The organism is Herbaspirillum sp. B65, from assembly GCF_000333555.1.
Lineage (GTDB): Bacteria > Pseudomonadota > Gammaproteobacteria > Burkholderiales > Burkholderiaceae_D > Herbaspirillum > Herbaspirillum rubrisubalbicans.
Map to the genome: position 1 here is coordinate 1 of NZ_BADI01000311.1, position 15,723 is coordinate 15,723.

The following is a 15,723-nucleotide window of genomic DNA, read 5'->3' on the forward strand; positions in this document are numbered from 1 at the left end:
AGCAGCAGTGGATGCAGTCGCTGGCCTTGCGCAGCAAGACCGGCGGGCCATGGGATTGGCAAGTGCAGGCCTCGACATTGTCGGCCTCGCGCGACCTGACCCGCACCTCCACGGCTGCCTTCCCGGCCGGCCTGGGCGGCGGTGCCGGCACCATTGCCGACGCCAGCGGCACCGGCTGGAGCACGCTGGACGCCAAGGGCATCTGGCGGCCGCAAGGGGTGAGTCAGGTGATCAGCTTCGGTGCGCACTACGACCGCTATACGCTGGCCACGCCGACCTGGAATACCAGCAACTGGATCAGCGGTGGCAATGGCACGCTCAATGCCGATTCGCGCGGCAAGACCGAGACCTCGGCCTTGTGGGCGCAGGATGTATGGCATCTCGCCCCCGCCTGGAAAGCCACGCTTGGTGCGCGTTATGAATGGTGGCGCGCCTTCGATGGCAGCAATTATTCGACGGCGGGCAATACCGGTTTCGCGGTCAGCCAGCCGCAGATCAGTCACAACGGTCTCTCGCCCAAGGCTTCGCTGGCCTGGGCCGTGGCCGATGACTGGCTGGCCACGCTGTCCACCGGACGCGCACTGCGCTTTCCCACGGTGGGCGAGCTGTACCAGAACGTGCAGGTCAATGGCGTATTCCTGCAGGCCAATCCGAACCTGAAGCCCGAGAAAGTCTGGTCCACCGAACTGGCCATCGAAAAACAGTTACAACAAGGGCAGGGCAAGTGGCGCGTATCGCTGTTCGAGGAGCGGGTGGCCGATGCGCTGATTTCGCAATCGTCCACTATCGGCAGTGGCGTGGCTTCCTTCACCCAGAACGTGGACCGTACCCGCCAGCGCGGCATCGAAGCCGCCTTCGAGCGTAACGACTTGCTGGTGCGCGGCTTCTCGCTCAATGGCAGCCTGACTTGGGTCGATGCCCGCATCCTGGAAAACCGCGGCTACGTCGCCACCATTCCGGGGGCGACTTCGGTGGGCAAGCGCACCCCTTATGTGCCCGAATGGCGCGCCACGCTGGTGGCCAGCTACAAGCCCGACGACCGCTGGACCTATACCCTGGCCGGGCGCTACAGCGGCCGCGTCTATGCCACCGTGGACAATACCGACATCAATACCCACACCTACCAGGGCTTCGATGGTTACACCGTCTTCGATGCGCGGGTGCGTTACCGCTTCGACCAGCACTGGAGCGGTGCGATGGGCGTGGATAACCTGACCAACCGGGATTACTTCCTGTTCCATCCCTTCCCGCAACGCACGGTCTTTGCCGAGTTGAAGTACAACTTTTGATGAACTGTCAGCCATCGGTGGGTGATGCCGGGTGGGAATGCGGGGAGGGATTTGAGGCTGGACAGCAGAGGCAGGCCGGGATGGACCCGGCTGCCGGATGAGGTGGGAGGACGGCGGCTGATGGTGATCAGCTGCCGCGTGCCTTTTCGATGGTTTCGCGCGCGGCTTCCATCATGGCTGCCGGTTCTGGAGCGTCGGATTCGAGATAGCTGTTTTCCAGCGTGACCGAGAGATTGCTCATCTTCTCCGACAGATCGGCCAGCGCCACGCTGAGCTCACACATCAGCTCCGAGATGTTTTTTGGGGACTGCGTCATTCCGTTTTCCTTTTCAGATGTCGCACTGTTTGCGCGGCGCCAATGGCGGGGATTCATCGTGCGCGCAGACCGGTGCGTATCAATCGATTACGTCGTGAGCTTCGGCTATTCTAAGCCATGCCGAATGCCGGTACGACTGCCCCTAAGGGGAAAAGTGCGACGAAATGTGCAAGAAAATTCATCCTTGTTGCACTGTGGACATGCTGGAATGGCTTGCTTTGCCAAGGGGGCAGAGATTTAAAGGAATGATTGCTGAAATTCGAAGGATACTCATCTGATCTCTGATCTCTGATCTCTGAGCTTTGACCTCTGAACTCTGACAAGGCGGTCCAGGCGCAGCGACCATTGATGAGTTTTGTGGCGTTCATCAGTCTGGTTCTTCGGTGTCAGCGGCCCGTGCCAACACCACCAGGCCCGGCACGGCCTGCTGCATTTCCACGCGCAGGCTGTCCTCGCGCATCAGCACCACCTGCAAGCCCGCTGCGGACAGACACTTTTCCACATAGCTACGCTGGTGGCGAAAGCGTCCACTGGCGTGCAGGGTATAGCTGGCCTGTTGCTCGGCATCGGCCAGTTCCACCGTGAAGATCACATGAGCGCCACGCCGCAGGGTCGTGCGCAGCGCCTCGAAGAAATCGACCAACTGGCCGCAATAGATCAGCACATCACAGGCGGCCACCAGATCATAGTGCGCAGGATGGGCCACCATCCATTCCACCACCTCGGCCTGGGCCAGCGTGCTGTAGTGCGGATGGCGAGCAGCGTGGCGCAGCATGTTGGGCGAGAGGTCGATGCCCTCCAGCCGACGCGCATAAGGCGCCAGCACCGCCGCACACAGGCCGGTGCCGCAGCCGGCGTCGAGCACGTCCAGGCCGCTCAAGCCGGGCAGGCAGCCCTGCAATACCTGGGCCAGCACTTGCGGGCCGCGATAGTCGAGCTGGGCCAGCAGCTTGCTATCGAAATGATCGGCATAGTCATCGAAGCGGCGCACGATGTAGTCGCGCGGCACGGTCTGGCGGGGCAGTCCGGCGTAGGCGGCGTGCATGTGGCTGGCGATGGGATGGCCCGGTTCTTCCAGCAGCCACTGGCGGCATATCTCGGCGGCTTCATCGATGCGGCCGAAGAAGTAGCAGCAGGTCGCCAGCAATTCGCGCGACTTGCCTTCATGCGGTGGCAATACGTAGGCCATGCACTGGTAGCGCGAACTCTGCATGGTGTCGCCCAACTGCAGATAGATGTCGGCAAGCTGATGCAGGGCCACAAGGTAGTGTGGATCCCGCAGCAAGGCCTGCTCGCAGGCGTCGATAGCGGCCTGGTGCTGGTTCTGCGCACGCCGCGTGGCGGCCAGGTTGGTCCATAGCTGTGCGTCGTCGGGCCGTAAGGTGATGGCTTGTCCATAGGCCAGGGACGCTTGGTCGAAGTGCCCGCAGGCGAACAGAACATTGCCGAGATCGTTGCACCAGCCGGCATCGGCCGGCGCCGTGCGTGCGGCTTCGTACATCAGCGCCAAGCCTTCCTCATGCCGGCCGCACTGATGCAGCAGCACGCCGAGATAGTGCTGGGCCGGGGCATGATGCTCTTGCATGGCCAGGGTCACGCGATAGTCTTCTTCAGCCTCCTCCAGACGGCCCGCAGCGTGGTGGTTGAAGGCCGATGTGAAGCTTTCTTCTATCAATTTGTCCAGGGTGCCGGCAGACGGCATGGGTTCGCTCCTCATGGGGTCATTGTCAGCGTGATGTGAATTCATTGGCTCAATGCGGCGAGTCGATGCAGCGGCGGGGTGTCAGCATCCTCTGCATCGTCCCTGCCACTGAACGCCGTGGCCTGCGGTGCGGCCAGGGTGAACACGGCCACCGAGGCCGTGAGCGTGGCCGCCTGTTCGGTCAGGGCATCAGCCGCTGCGGCAGTCTGCTCCACCAGCGCTGCATTTTGCTGGGTGGCGCGATCCATCTCCGCCAGGCTGAGACTGACCTGGGAGATCCCCTCGGCCTGTTGGCGGGTGGCGGTGGCGATTTCGTTGACGGTGGTCATGACGTTGCCGAATGACTGCACGATCTGGACGATGGCCTGGTCGGCCTCTCTGACCTGCTCTGCGGCCTGGTCGACCGAGCCGATCGAGGTGGCGATCAAGTCCTTGACCTCGCGCGCCGCTTCGGCACTGCGCAGCGCCAGCGAGCGCACTTCCGCGGCCACGACCGCAAAGCCGCGTCCCTGGCTGCCGGCGCGCGCTGCCTCCACCGAGGCGTTGAGCGCCAAGATGTTGGTCTGGAAGGCGATGCCATCGATCAGGCTGACGATATCGGAAATGCGCCCGGCCCCGGCCGTGACCTGGGCCATGGCGCCGGCAATGCCGCTCATGACCTGGCCTCCGCGCTGGGCATCCTGGGCCGCGGCGGCCGCCAGCGCATTGGTGCGCTCGGCGTGCTGGGCATTGTTGTGTACTGCACCGGAGAGCCGCTGCAGCGTGGCGGCGGTGGCTTCCAGGGTAGTGGCCTGGGCTTGCGTGCGTTGCGCCAGCTCGCCATTGCCCTGAGCGATGTCGGCGCTGCCCTGGTGCAGGTCGCGGGTGGCCTCGCGGATGTCGCTGACGGTCCTGGCCACGCCCAGTTGCATACGCTGCAATGCCGCCAGGAGCACACCGATCTCGTTGCCGGAAATGCCTTGTACCGGCTGGCTCAAGTCGCCAGCAGCGATGCGGTCGAAATGCGCGGCCGCGCGCTTGAGCGGCTGCAACAGCAGACGGTCGAACAGCAGCCAGCAAATGCCGATGAGCAGCAGAGACGCCAGCAGCATGGCCACGGCCAGCAGCCGGGCCTGGTCCGAGCGGCGTTCGGCGGCCTGGCGCAGGCCATCCTTGACCTGTTCTGCACGCTGGATCACGGCGCGCAGGGTGGCGGCGAATTCGCGATCGGCGGCTTCGGCGCTGACGGTGGCCGCGGCGTAGTCGTCCAGCGACACGTCATACAGCGCCACCTCGCGCAGGTTCAGCACCTTGACGTAACTGTCGTAGGCAGCGGAGACCCGCTGCGCCTCGGGTGCGGACAAGGTGTCCGGCGTCAAGCCTTGGCGATAGCCTTCGAAGGCCTTGCGGGCTTCCTGCAGCGCGGCCGAGGCGCGCCGGCTGTAGTCGTTGGACTTGATCTCATCGCCCTTGACCAGGTTGATGTAGGCGTTGTCCATGTTGATCAGGGTGCTCAGGAACAGGCGCTCGGTGTCGTGTAATGGCTGGATGTGGCGGTCCGACAGTTCGATCAGCTCCGTGGTCGCGCGGCTGGCCGAACGCGCAGCTTGCCAGGCCATGCCCACGGCCAGCCACAGTGCCAGGGTGAACAGGCCCAGCACCAGCAGCAGGCCGGAACGCAGTTTCATGGTGCTCAACATGATGGTCTCCTGCGAGTGATCAGCGCAGACCCAGGCGCCGGTCCAGCGACCACGCGCCGCCACCGCGTGCGACCAGCAGCAGCAGCAGGCCGGCCCAGGACAGATGGGTGGGCCAGGCATCGGGATAGACGAAGATTTCGATGACCGTCGTCATGCCCAGCAGCGCCAGCGCGGCGCCGCGGGTGAACAGGCCGAGGATCAACAGCAGCGGGAAGAAGTGCTCGGCATAGGTGGCCAGGTGCGCGGCCAGTTCGGGCGGCACTAGCGGCAGGCGATATTCCTCCTGAAACAGGACGTAGGTACTGTCCTTGATGTCCAGCAAGCCGGTGACCTTGGTACGGCCGGACAGGAAGAAGATCGAGGCGATCGCTACGCGCGCCACCAGGGCCAGCAAGGTGTCGCTGATGAGGCGCGTGGCCAGGTCGGCAGCGCGCGACCAGAGGGAAGTGCGCGTCTGCTCGGTGGCAGGCAGGGTGGCTGGCTGGTTCATGGGGTTCTCCGTTCAATGAAACGAGGTGAAGGCGTCGGCCTGGACCAACTGGCCCAGCATGGCGCCGATATCCAGGCCGGGTTCATGCGCCAGGGCCTGGCCTGCCGCGCTGGCAATGCCACAGCCATCGCGGCAGGCATCCAGAAAGCGGCAGCCGCCCAGGCTCAGTGGCTGCCATTGCACCTGGGCGTGGGCCCGGGTGAGCAGGGCGCCTTGGCCCTGCCATTCAGGGCTCAGTTCGGTAGCGCCGTCCTCGCTGCGGTTGGCGTCCCAGATGGTGTAGACCGGATGCAGCGGGTCGTGATGCCAGCGGCTGGCGGCATGCGGTACCAGGGTGACATCCTGGCCTCGCTCCAGCGCGGCGTGCAGGGCCGATACGTCCAGCAGGGGCTGGTCGGCGGCCAGGTGGGATTCGGTCCAGCAGCGATCCAGCGTGGCGATGCCGGGCAGGTAAGGCAGTGCGCGCGCGGCTTCCAGCGTGCCGAGAAATCCGGCAAAGCCCTCGCCGTAGGCAATCAGGCTGGCCTGGCGCGGCAAGTGTCGCTGCGCAAATTCCAGCGCGGCCGATTCCATCCAGGCGCTGCCCACCAGACGGTGTACGGCAGGATAGTTGGCCAGCAGCGCATCGACGCAGCCCTTGAAGACGGTATTGCGATAGACCGCGAAGGCCGGCTGGGCCAGCAGTGCGCGCACGTCTGGATCATCGCTGTGGCCGTCGAGGAGGGCCTCCAGGAAGGCGGCGTAATAGCGCTTGTCGGGCGCGTTCATGTGGCTTGCTCCTCTTGTACCGCCATCGCCGGTTGCAGCAAGGTGCTGGCGCGGTCGCGCTCAGCCAGCAGCTCATCGAAGGCGGGAACGTTGCCGTCGCGTTCGATCAGCGTGGGCCGGGCGCCGGTGCGCGCCAGCAGATGCTGGTACAGCGCCCAGACCGGGGCCGCAATCGGGGCATCATGCGAATCGACCAGCAGGCCGGGCAGACTGGCGTCGGCGCTGTGGCCGGCCAGGTGGATTTCGAGGATGTCGTCGACCGGCAACTGATCCAGATACTGGCGGGCATCGATGCCCAGGTTGCAGGCACTGACGTGCACATTGTTGACATCGACCAGCAAGCCGCAGCCGGTGCGGCGCACCAGTTCCCGCAGGAATTCCGGCTCGCTCCAGCTATGCTGGTCCATGCGCAGATAGTGGGAAGGATTTTCCAGCGCGATGCGGCGCTTCAAGACATCCTGGGTACGGCTGATGTTGGCGGCCAGGCGCGCCAGGGTGTCGGCAGTGCGCGGTACCGGCAGCAGGTCGGGCAGGTAATGCCCAGCGGCGCGCGACCAGGCCAGGTGTTCGGACACCAGCACCGGTTCGATGCGTTCGGCCAACTGCGCCAGCTGGCGCAGGTGACCAGGATCGGGCGCGTCGGGCCCGGCCAGTGACAGCGACACCCCGTGCAAGGCCACCGGATGCTGCTCCCGGATGGCGTGCAGCCAGGCCAGGCGGGGGCCGCCGTCCATCAGGTAGTTCTCCGGATGGACTTCGAACCACAGGCCCGGGGCCGGGCAGGCTAGCGCCGCATCGAAATGCTGGGGCTTCAGGCCCAGGCCGGCGGTGAGGAGGTGCGCTGTCATGGCGACGGATTCCCGTTGACTCAGATCGGCTTGAGCGAACCCATGCCGCGCGGGGTCTTGATGGAGGTGCAGGTGCCGGCCGGGACGTTCTTCCAGGCGTTGCCCTGGTAATCCATCTTGGCGGTGCCGGCGCAGGTGGTGCCTTCGCCCGCCTTGCAGTCGTTCTGGCCGGCCATGGAGACGCCATAGCACTTCTCGACGGCGGTCTTGTTCATCGGTTGCTTGTCTTGCGCCATGGCCACGCCTGAGGCGAGGGTAGCGAGGGTCAGGGCGGCGGTGGCGACGATACGATTGTTCATGGTGTACTCCTTGAAAAGAGAGAATGGGGAAGACGACAGTGACCGGTGCCAGCCAGCTTGCTTGCCTGTTGGCCGGTCTGCTGGTTAATTCGCCGGGGGCTGGGGTTCGGTTACAGCGGGGCTGCAGATTTTTTCGATAAATATTTTTGCTGGCTGCTGTAACCGGAAGCCATTTCTGAACGAATAGACAGGAGAGCGCCACTGGGCGCAGCCCGCCCGCCATGGGTCTACAGGGGATATGAATGAAAACGATGGAACTGGTCAACATGCTGGCCACCGGCACCGGTCGCCAAGCCGGTGCCGACAACCGCGCCGTGGCACGCCATGCCGCCGCGCGCATGGCCGTGGCGCTGGCGCTGGGTCTGCTGGGGGCGGCGCTGTTGCTGGCCATCCTGTATGGGGTGCGCAGTGACTTGCGGCAGTTGCTGCAGCAGCCGCTGTTCTGGATGAAGGTCTCGTTCCCGCTGGCCGCGCTGCTGGCCGGTCAGGTAGCGGCGGCGCGTCTGGCGCGACCGGGGATGCGCATCGGCCTGGGACCGGCCACGGCGCTGCTGCTGCCACCGGCCGTGCTGTGGCTGGCAGGCGGTAGCTGGCTGGCGCTGGCGCCGCCCTCGCAGCGGCTGGAGCTGTTGCTGGGCAGCAGTTGGGAAGTCTGTTCCTTGAACGTGGCGCTGCTATCGCTGCCCACCCTGGCCACCATGCTGTGGTTCCTGCGCGGTTTCGCGCCCACCCGACTGCGCGCCGCGGGTGCGGTGGCCGGATTGGTGGCGGGAGCGCAGGGCGTGCTAGTCTATACGCTCTATTGCGTCGAGATGGCGCCGCCTTTCTGGGGTGTCTGGTATGTACTGGGGGTGCTGCTGCCGACACTGGCCGGCGCCTGGTGCGGCCCCTGGCTGCTGCGTTGGTGATTGGGCGGCGTTTCCATGAGCGAGAGTCCATTCCTGTTGGCCTGTTCTGCCTCGGCGTTGCCGCAGGAGGTGTCGGGCCGTCCCGGCCAGGAGCCTGTGCATCCCACCGAAGAACGCCTGCGCACGCTGCTCTTGGCCGGGCTCGATGGCGATGCGGTGGCCTACCGCAACTTCCTGGCCGAATTGAGCGGGCGTTTGCGCGCCTTCCTGCGCAAACGTCTTTTACACCTGCAGGATGAAGTCGAAGACGTGGTGCAGGAAACCCTGCTGGCCATCCACAATGCCCGTCACACCTATCGCGCCGACCAGCCGGTGACGGCCTGGGTACATGCCATTGCGCGCTACAAGCTGATGGATTTCCTGCGCGCGCGGTCGCGCCGCGAGGCCTTCCACGATCCGCTGGACGAAGAGCATGAGCTGCTGGCCACCTGCGACGACGAACCGGCCCAGGCCCGGCGCGATGTCGGTGCCTTGCTGGAAGAGTTGCCGGACAAGCAGCGCCTGCCGATCCTGCACGTCAAGCTGGAAGGCTTGTCGGTGGCCGAGACGGCACAACTGACGGGGATGTCGGAGTCGGCCGTGAAGGTGGGCATCCACCGTGGCCTCAAGGCCCTGGCCCTCAAGATTCGGGAGAAATTGCAAGCATGAAGACGGACGACCTCATTTCCATGATGGCCAGCGGCGTGGCGCCGGTGGATCGTCGCTTGCCGATGAGGCAAATGGCCCAGGCACTGGCCCTGGGCGGCGTCGGGTCACTGATCCTGATGCTAACCATCTACGGCCTGCGGCCCGACCTGTCGGTGATGCTGGGCGTGCCGCTGTTCTGGATCAAGCTGGCCTTCCCCACCACCCTGGCCATCGGCGCGATGCTGGTGCTGCGGCGCCTGGTGCGGCCCGGTCTGCGGGTGGGCGCCAACTGGGCCGGCATCGCGCTGCCGAGCCTGGCGATCTGGGCCGCGGGTGCGCTGGTGCTGGTGAGCACCCCCCTGGCGCAACGCCTGCCGCTGGTGTTGGGGATCAGCTGGCGTAGCTGCCCCTTCAATATCGCGCTGTTGTCGGTACCGCTGTTCATCGGCATCTTCTGGGCCGTGCGTGGCATGGCACCGACCCGGCTGCGCCTGACCGGCGCGGTAGCGGGCCTGCTGGCGGGTGCCTCGGCCACCATGGTGTATTGCCTGCATTGCCCGGAAATGGGCGTTCCGTTCTGGGGCATCTGGTATTTCCTGGGCATGGTCATTCCGGCCGTAGCAGGACTGCTGCTGGGTCCGCGCCTGTTGTGCTGGTAACAAACAGTTAGGGGGAGTCAATGATGGGCATCATCCGAACCACATCCGGCGCCGGCGGCCCCTGGCGTATCGAACGCATCGATCCGGTAGCAGGGCGGCATTTCGCTGAGTGTGAACTCGATATCGGTTTGATGCGGGATGAACAGTCTGGTCGGGGAGTGGCCCCATGAGTCTGCTTTCCCTGTGGCAGCGCGCCACGCGCAAGAGCGCAGGACGCCGGGCCGCGCGTGATGAGCAATTGTTGATGAGCCTGCTTCTGCTGGCCTGGGCGGTGGAGGCGCGCGATCCTTATACTGGCGGCCATCTCTGGCGAGTGGCACGGCTGTCGCGGCTGCTGGCAGAAGCGGCGGGATTGGATGGGCAGCAGGTGGCGCGCATTACCATCGGTGCCTTCTTGCATGACCTCGGCAAGATCGGTATTCCCGATGCGGTGCTGGGCAAGAAGTCCAGGTTGGATGAGGCTGAATACGCCATCATCAAGACCCATCCAGAGATCGGCCAGCGGATGCTGGCCGGCCATCCGCTGGCGGCGCTGGCCGAAGAGGCCGTGCTGTTGCATCACGAAACCCCGGACGGGCGCGGCTATCCCTTTGGACGGCGCGGCCATGAGATCCCGCTCTCAGCCCGCATCGTCGGTATCTGCGATGCCTTCGATGCCATGACCAGCACGCGGCCTTATCGCAGCGGGATGCCCATTGCGCGTGCCATGGAGATCATCGAAGAGGAATTGGGTCGACAGTTCGATGCAGCATTGGGAACACTCTTCATCGGCTTGCAACAGCGTCCCGAGCTGGCCCATATCGTCGGTCACAGCGACGAAGGCATTCCCTTGCAGCGCTGCATCTCGTGTGGCCCTGTGATAGTACGCCCGCGCCATGCGGTCGCTGGCGATACGCTGTATTGCCCGGCCTGCCACAGTGAATATACGCTTGAGTCCAACGACTTGGGACTGATGGCCACCGGTAAGCAGGATGCGGCACGCGCCTTGGCAGTGGCACCCGATAACGAACTCATCGGCCGCCTGATTGGGGAAAACATCATCGCGTTGGCCTGACCGAAGCCGCAGCCACGAAAAAGCCCGCACGCGGCGGGCTGGTTGGCAACGGCAAGGAATGGCTCAGAAAGTTTCCCAATCTCCCTCATCTTCTCCGGCCGGCAGGCGCGACGCCGATTTGCCAGCGGTTTTGGTGGCGGGCGCCTCGGCTTTGGCGGCCGGTGCTGCCGCAGGTTTGGAAGCGGCTGCCTTGGGGGCGGCAATGGCCGGGTGGGCGGCTTGCGCGGCAGCCGGCTTGCGCTGCGCCGGACTTGGCGCAGCGGTGGTTGCCGGGCGTGCGGCCGGCTTGGAGGCGGCTGACTTCACTGCAGCAGCAGGACCGGCCTGTACCGCGTGGGCCTGGCTGCCATCGATCTGGAAGCGACCGACCAGGCCGGCCAGGGTGGCGGCCTGGTCCTGCAAGGACTGGGCAGCGGCAGCCGCTTGTTCCACCAGTGCGGCGTTCTGCTGCGTGCCTTCATCCATCTGCGTGATGGCACGGCCTACTTCTGCAATGCCGGCACTTTGCTCCTGGCTGGCCGAACTGATCTCGCCGACGATGTCGGTCACGCGGCGCACGCTGGCCACCACTTCGGTCATGGTGGTGCCGGCCTGTTCCACCAGTTTGCTACCCGAATCGACCTTGGCCACGGAGTCATCGATCAAGGTCTTGATTTCCTTGGCGGCCGAGGCCGAACGCTGGGCCAGCGAGCGCACTTCGGAGGCCACCACCGCAAAGCCACGTCCCTGCTCGCCGGCACGGGCCGCTTCCACGGCGGCGTTCAGGGCCAGGATGTTGGTCTGGAAGGCAATGCCGTCGATCACGCCGATGATGTCGGCAATCTTGCGTGAGCTCTCGGTGATGCCTTCCATGGTCTGCACCACCTGGCCGACCACGCTGCCGCCCTGGATCGCCACTTCCGAAGCCGACTCGGCCAACTGGTTGGCCTGGCGTGCGTTGTCGGCGTTCTGCTTGACGGTGGCGGTCAGTTCTTCCATGGCCGAGGCGGTTTCTTCCAGGGAACCGGCCTGCTGTTCGGTGCGGCCCGACAGGTCCAGGTTGCCGCGGGCGATTTCATGGCTGGCAGAGGCAATGGTGGTGGCCGAACTCTTGATGTTGGCAATGGTAGCGAGCAGCGAGTTACGCATACTGCGCACCGCATACAGCAGGCTGCTCTGGTCGCCTGGCTGGGTGTCGATGTTGGGGGTGAGGTCGCCCTGGGCGATGCGGTTGGCCACTTCGGCGGCCTTGGCCGGATCGCCACCGATGGTGCGCAGGATGCCGCGGTTGATCACGATCACCAGCGCCACCAGTGCGGCGGCGACCACGGCGAATAGGATCGCCATGCGGGTCAGCGTGCCCATGAAGGCGGTGTTGATGTCATCCATGTAGGCGCCGGTGGTCAGGTTCCAGTCCCAGGGCTGGTAGGCGATCACGAAGGACGTCTTGGGCACCGGTTCGGCCGCACCTACCTTGGGCCAGAGATAGTGGACGAAGCTGCCGCCGGGTTTGCTGCCGGCCTTGCTGATTTCCACGAACAGGTTGGTGCCGGCCGGATCCTTGAAGTTGCTCAGGTCCTTGCCATCCAGCTCGGTCTTGATCGGGTGCATGACGATGATCTGTTGCGAGGTGGAGATCGAGAAATAGCCATCGGTGCCATAGCGCAGGCTCTTGATGGCGGCCATGGCGCGCTGCTGCGCTTCTTGCTTGCTCAAGGCGCCGCTCTCGGCCAGGGCGCCGTAGGACTTCACCAGCGAGAGCGCGGTCTGGCCGATGTTGGTGAGATCGGTCTTGCGTTCTTCCAAGCGCACGTCGCGCACCATGAAGGCACTGAAGATGGAAATCGCCAGTAGTGCGATGAGGCTAAGCCCGAGTGGCAGCCACAGCTTTTTGCTGAAGGATAACTGGCCCATGATGTAATCTCCCTTTGTTCAAAGCGCTCGTTGACGTCATTGCGTCGGGGGCGATTGCGTTATTGCACGCAAGTGCATCGCCTTCGTTGAGCGTAATTATTGCGGTCTTGGATGTGTGCGGCCTTGCGCAAGACGCAAGACGCAAGACGCACGACTTTGCCACTTTACCGCCGGATGTCGGCGGCGAATGGGGGAACAGGAGGCGGAAGGGCAGTTACTTGCGGGCTTAGTTTCTGGCTGATGGGGTGTCACGGCGCAGTCGCGCCACGGGCCTGGTACCACCACTGGCCGATCCTTTCACGCAATGCATAGCTGGACATCTGCAAGTGGCTGGCACCGGGCAGGTAGTCGCTCACCCGTGCGCGCGCCGGCTGCAACAGCAAGGTGGGCGCAGCCTGCACCTGCAAGCCGGCCTGCGCGAATGCGCGCATGGCACGCGGCATGTGCACGCTGTCGGTGACCAGCAGGATGTGCGTGATGCCCTCGGCCTTGAGCAGGGCCGCCGAATCGCGGGCGTTCTGGGCCGTGGTGTCCGAATGTGTCTCCTGCCAGCGCACCGGCACGCCGAAGTCGCGCTGCAGGCTGCGCGCCATCAGGGCCGCTTCGCCTTCGGGGGAGCCATCGGGGCTGCCGCCACTGACCAGGATCGGCAGGCCGCTCTGGCGCTGCAGGAAGGCGCCGTATTGCAGGCGCTTCATGCCGATTGGCGTGGGTTCATCGCTGCCGCCGTATTCCGGGGCAGCATCGATCCGGCCCGATCCCAGGATGACGATGGCCTGGGCCTGCTTGATCTGGTCCGGATGCGTCAAGGGCGGATACTGGCGTTGCAACGGCTGGATCAGCCATAGCGCCCCCATGCGAGTGCTCAGGACCAGCAGCAGTGCCACACCCAGCAGCATCAGCGCCAGACCGGTGCGCGGCGCGCGGCGGCGCAGCCAGCACCCGGCCAGGCTGAGCAGGACGGGCGAGACTGGTGGCAGCAGCAGGCTGCTGGCCAGGGCCGAGAGCAGGACGGACAGGGGCATGGTTGCAGTCAATCAGGATGATGGAGATGACAGTCCGGCATTGTGCGCGATTGCAGCGGCTTGATCCACTCTTGCGGCTCGGTGATTTGCCTCGCGCCACGTAATCCCCCAAAATGCGTGATCGAAAAAAGGGAAGGGCGCAAGCCCGGGGAAAACGCCGTGATACGACTTGTCTTGTTGTTGCTGGGCGCCGACTTCATCCGCCGCAATTGGCACGCGCTGGCCGTGGCCGGCCTGGCCTGGGGCAGCATCGGGGTGTCGTTGATGATCGATGCACTGGATGGCGTTCTCAATTTTCCGTTGACGCTGTTCGGCTACCTGTTGCTGCTGGAAAGCCTGGTCACGCTGTGGGTGGCCAATAGCGGCATGGGCGCACAAAAGACGCTGCGCTATGCCAAGGGGGCGCTGTTTCTGTTGATCGCGGTGCTGGTCATCACCCAGCACCAGACCAGCAACATGGTGCTGGCCATGCTGTTCGGCATCGCTTTTACCATCGGTGGTACGCTGCAGATCACTTCGGCGCTGGTCGTGCGTTTTCCGCGCTGGCGCACGGCTATGCTGGGCGGCATGGTGCAGATCGCGCTGGCGATCTTCTTCTTTCAACCCTATCCCACTCATTACAAGGGCACCGTGCCGTATTGCCTGGGCTTGGGACTGGTATTTGGCGGCTGGAACCTGATCTGGCTGGCCTTGCGCACCCGCATGTTGCCGCAGCAGGCCTCGACCGACGTGCTGGTGCAGCGCAACAGCGGCGACGACCGCCCGTTCGATGCCGGGTTGCACGATGTCGCCGCCGGCCTGTCAACACGGCTGGACAGCTCGGCAACGGCGGCAGCCGCATCGCTCATGGAGTCCTTGCCGCCACTGACGGTCCACGTCTGGACACCCACTGGCAGCGCCAAGGGGCCAGCCCGGCGGCAACCGGTGATCGACCGCTACATCGCGGCGGTGGACGTCAACGGCGTCATCTCGACCGGCCATGCTGCCTTGGAGATATCACCCGAGCTCTACATCAGCCTCTACCCGGCCGAGGAAATCGACCGCTCGCCCGACCAGTTTGCGCGCCTGCTGCGCGCCACCGCAGACAACGACATCAAGGGGCGTTATCTGAGCGACTACCGTAGCGAGGCCGCAGCCTGGTGCGAATCGACAGAAAAAATCATCTTTCGCGACTATCGCCGTGCGCCGCTGGACCGCTTCTGGCAGCATTACCGTCAGACGGAAATCTACAATCTCACCTACCGCAACTGTTCCAGCACCGTGGCGCGTGCCTTGGAGGCGGCGCTGGAAGGCGTCATCGGCGGTCGCGACCGGCACTGGTTCAATGCGGTGCGCATGATGTTCACGCCCGAGATCTGGGTCGCCAGTCAGATCCGCAAGCGTGCCGTCACCATGGCCTGGACGCCCGGCATGGTACTGGACTATGCCCGCGCCTTGCGCGCCGTGGTACACCCGCGCCCCTTGTCCTGGGCCGCTTCCTTGCACCAGGCGCTGCGCCAGAGCCGACGCCTGCGCCAAGGCTGGCGTGCGACACGCCGGTCCACCCGAACCGAAGCTTCCACCGTGAAAGAGCCATGAGCCAAGCTACGCCCTCGCAGGAACACTGGATCGACGCCGCCGACGGCACCCGCCTGTTTTGCCGTGACTGGCTGCTGCCCGGCGCCATGGCGGCGGTGCAGATGGTCCATGGCCTGGGCGAGCATGGCGGCCGCTATGCCGCACTGGCGCAGTTGTTCAATGAAGCCGGCCTGTCGGTGCGCATCTGCGACCATCGCGGCCACGGCAATTCGGGAGGCCGGCAGGGCAGCCTGATCCAGTCGGATGATCTGTTGCGCGACCTGAAGCAGAGTTTCGATGATTTCAGCCGCCGCACGCTTTGCACGCCGCTCCTGTTCGGCCACAGCATGGGCGGACTGGTAGCGGCGCGCTTTGCCACTGGCGGCTTCAGCCCGGTGCGCGCGCTGGCCTTGTCGTCACCCGCGTTGGCGCTGGATCTGGCGGGTTGGCAGCAAGTGCTGCTCAAGCTTTCCACGGGCATCGCGCCAGGCCTGGCGCTGCCGACCGCCTTGCCGGCCAGTCGTATTTCGCATGATCCGCACCAGGTGCAGGCTTATCGCCAGGATCCGCTCAACCACGGCAAGATTCCGCTCGAATCTCAATTCATGC

At 64.8% G+C, this 15,723-nt stretch carries 16 protein-coding genes; 7 read left to right on the top strand and 9 right to left on the bottom strand.

The window, feature by feature from the left end; translation table 11 throughout:
* The coding region (locus tag I5W_RS07945) for a TonB-dependent receptor (RefSeq protein WP_044528825.1) at nt 1-1,289 on the top strand (1,289 nt) is incomplete at its 5' end.
* A 127-nt stretch (nt 1,290-1,416) separates the two neighbouring features.
* Here the strand turns inward: I5W_RS07945 and I5W_RS07950 are convergent.
* The 7 genes from I5W_RS07950 to I5W_RS07980 all read right to left on the bottom strand — a co-directional run bounded on the left by I5W_RS07950 (nt 1,417) and on the right by I5W_RS07980 (nt 7,391).
* Entirely contained in the window at nt 1,417-1,605 is a 189-nt protein-coding gene (locus I5W_RS07950; RefSeq protein ID WP_017452915.1) for a hypothetical protein, read from the bottom strand.
* A gap of 367 nt (nt 1,606-1,972) precedes the next feature.
* Complete coding sequence (locus I5W_RS07955; RefSeq protein ID WP_044528826.1) at nt 1,973-3,307, bottom strand: tetratricopeptide repeat protein; 1,335 nt, start codon at nt 3,305-3,307, stop codon at nt 1,973-1,975.
* A 41-nt stretch (nt 3,308-3,348) separates the two neighbouring features.
* A complete protein-coding gene (locus tag I5W_RS07960) occupies nt 3,349-4,986 on the bottom strand; it encodes a methyl-accepting chemotaxis protein (RefSeq protein ID WP_017452913.1) in 1,638 nt (545 codons plus the stop codon).
* A gap of 19 nt (nt 4,987-5,005) precedes the next feature.
* Nucleotides 5,006-5,476, bottom strand: coding sequence for a DoxX family protein (locus tag I5W_RS07965; RefSeq protein ID WP_017452912.1), 471 nt, complete (start codon nt 5,474-5,476; stop codon nt 5,006-5,008).
* 12 nt (nt 5,477-5,488) lie between these two features.
* Complete coding sequence (locus tag I5W_RS07970; protein ID WP_044528827.1) at nt 5,489-6,244, bottom strand: HvfC/BufC N-terminal domain-containing protein; 756 nt, start codon at nt 6,242-6,244, stop codon at nt 5,489-5,491.
* Nucleotides 6,241-7,092 carry an MNIO family bufferin maturase gene (gene bufB / locus I5W_RS07975; protein ID WP_044528828.1) on the bottom strand — a complete coding sequence of 284 codons (852 nt, stop codon included), beginning with the start codon at nt 7,090-7,092 and terminating at the stop codon, nt 6,241-6,243. The genes I5W_RS07970 and bufB overlap by 4 nt, the downstream gene beginning before the upstream one ends.
* Before the next feature lie 20 nt (nt 7,093-7,112).
* Nucleotides 7,113-7,391 carry a BufA1 family periplasmic bufferin-type metallophore gene (locus I5W_RS07980; protein ID WP_017452909.1) on the bottom strand — a complete coding sequence of 93 codons (279 nt, stop codon included), beginning with the start codon at nt 7,389-7,391 and terminating at the stop codon, nt 7,113-7,115.
* 242 nt (nt 7,392-7,633) lie between these two features.
* On the opposite strand from I5W_RS07980, the gene I5W_RS07985 reads away from it, so the two are divergent.
* From I5W_RS07985 to I5W_RS08000, 4 genes are all read left to right on the top strand, one after another.
* A complete protein-coding gene (locus I5W_RS07985; RefSeq protein ID WP_044528829.1) occupies nt 7,634-8,299 on the top strand; it encodes a DUF1109 domain-containing protein in 666 nt (221 codons plus the stop codon).
* A 15-nt stretch (nt 8,300-8,314) separates the two neighbouring features.
* Nucleotides 8,315-8,947: a sigma-70 family RNA polymerase sigma factor gene (locus tag I5W_RS07990; protein WP_044528830.1), complete on the top strand. Its 633-nt coding sequence runs from the start codon at nt 8,315-8,317 to the stop codon at nt 8,945-8,947.
* Nucleotides 8,944-9,585, top strand: a complete 642-nt coding sequence (locus tag I5W_RS07995) for a DUF1109 domain-containing protein (protein WP_044528831.1) — start codon at nt 8,944-8,946, stop codon at nt 9,583-9,585. The genes I5W_RS07990 and I5W_RS07995 overlap by 4 nt, the downstream gene beginning before the upstream one ends.
* Before the next feature lie 166 nt (nt 9,586-9,751).
* Nucleotides 9,752-10,639 (top strand): HD-GYP domain-containing protein, encoded by an 888-nt coding sequence (locus tag I5W_RS08000; RefSeq protein WP_252716945.1) that lies wholly within the window; start codon nt 9,752-9,754, stop codon nt 10,637-10,639.
* A 63-nt stretch (nt 10,640-10,702) separates the two neighbouring features.
* Here the strand turns inward: I5W_RS08000 and I5W_RS08005 are convergent, their stop codons facing one another.
* Nucleotides 10,703-12,532 carry a methyl-accepting chemotaxis protein gene (locus tag I5W_RS08005; protein WP_044528832.1) on the bottom strand — a complete coding sequence of 610 codons (1,830 nt, stop codon included), beginning with the start codon at nt 12,530-12,532 and terminating at the stop codon, nt 10,703-10,705.
* Between the two features lie 248 nt (nt 12,533-12,780).
* The gene (locus tag I5W_RS08010; protein WP_017452903.1) at nt 12,781-13,557 is read right to left on the bottom strand and encodes a YdcF family protein; all 777 of its coding nucleotides are present in this window, start codon (nt 13,555-13,557) and stop codon (nt 12,781-12,783) included.
* A gap of 159 nt (nt 13,558-13,716) precedes the next feature.
* Between I5W_RS08010 and I5W_RS08015 the strand changes: the two genes are divergently transcribed.
* Nucleotides 13,717-15,135, top strand: a complete 1,419-nt coding sequence (locus I5W_RS08015) for an HdeD family acid-resistance protein (protein ID WP_044528833.1) — start codon at nt 13,717-13,719, stop codon at nt 15,133-15,135.
* A partial coding sequence (locus tag I5W_RS08020; protein WP_044528834.1) for an alpha/beta fold hydrolase occupies nt 15,132-15,723 on the top strand: 592 nt, incomplete at its 3' end. The genes I5W_RS08015 and I5W_RS08020, both read left to right, overlap by 4 nt.

What these genes read in the sequence shown, in the direction of transcription:
- I5W_RS07970 (WP_044528827.1), bottom strand. Translation starts at nt 6,244, where the DNA reads ATGAACGCGCCCGACAAGCGCTATTACGCCGCCTTCCTGGAGGCCCTC.
- I5W_RS08005 (WP_044528832.1), bottom strand. Translation starts at nt 12,532, where the DNA reads ATGGGCCAGTTATCCTTCAGCAAAAAGCTGTGGCTGCCACTCGGGCTT.
- I5W_RS07990 (WP_044528830.1), top strand. Translation starts at nt 8,315, where the DNA reads ATGAGCGAGAGTCCATTCCTGTTGGCCTGTTCTGCCTCGGCGTTGCCG.
- I5W_RS07955 (WP_044528826.1), bottom strand. Translation starts at nt 3,307, where the DNA reads ATGCCGTCTGCCGGCACCCTGGACAAATTGATAGAAGAAAGCTTCACA.
- bufB (WP_044528828.1), bottom strand. Translation starts at nt 7,092, where the DNA reads ATGACAGCGCACCTCCTCACCGCCGGCCTGGGCCTGAAGCCCCAGCAT.
- I5W_RS07995 (WP_044528831.1), top strand. Translation starts at nt 8,944, where the DNA reads ATGAAGACGGACGACCTCATTTCCATGATGGCCAGCGGCGTGGCGCCG.
- I5W_RS08000 (WP_252716945.1), top strand. Translation starts at nt 9,752, where the DNA reads ATGAGTCTGCTTTCCCTGTGGCAGCGCGCCACGCGCAAGAGCGCAGGA.
- I5W_RS07985 (WP_044528829.1), top strand. Translation starts at nt 7,634, where the DNA reads ATGAAAACGATGGAACTGGTCAACATGCTGGCCACCGGCACCGGTCGC.
- I5W_RS07950 (WP_017452915.1), bottom strand. Translation starts at nt 1,605, where the DNA reads ATGACGCAGTCCCCAAAAAACATCTCGGAGCTGATGTGTGAGCTCAGC.
- I5W_RS07965 (WP_017452912.1), bottom strand. Translation starts at nt 5,476, where the DNA reads ATGAACCAGCCAGCCACCCTGCCTGCCACCGAGCAGACGCGCACTTCC.
- I5W_RS07980 (WP_017452909.1), bottom strand. Translation starts at nt 7,391, where the DNA reads ATGAACAATCGTATCGTCGCCACCGCCGCCCTGACCCTCGCTACCCTC.
- I5W_RS08010 (WP_017452903.1), bottom strand. Translation starts at nt 13,557, where the DNA reads ATGCCCCTGTCCGTCCTGCTCTCGGCCCTGGCCAGCAGCCTGCTGCTG.
- I5W_RS07960 (WP_017452913.1), bottom strand. Translation starts at nt 4,986, where the DNA reads ATGTTGAGCACCATGAAACTGCGTTCCGGCCTGCTGCTGGTGCTGGGC.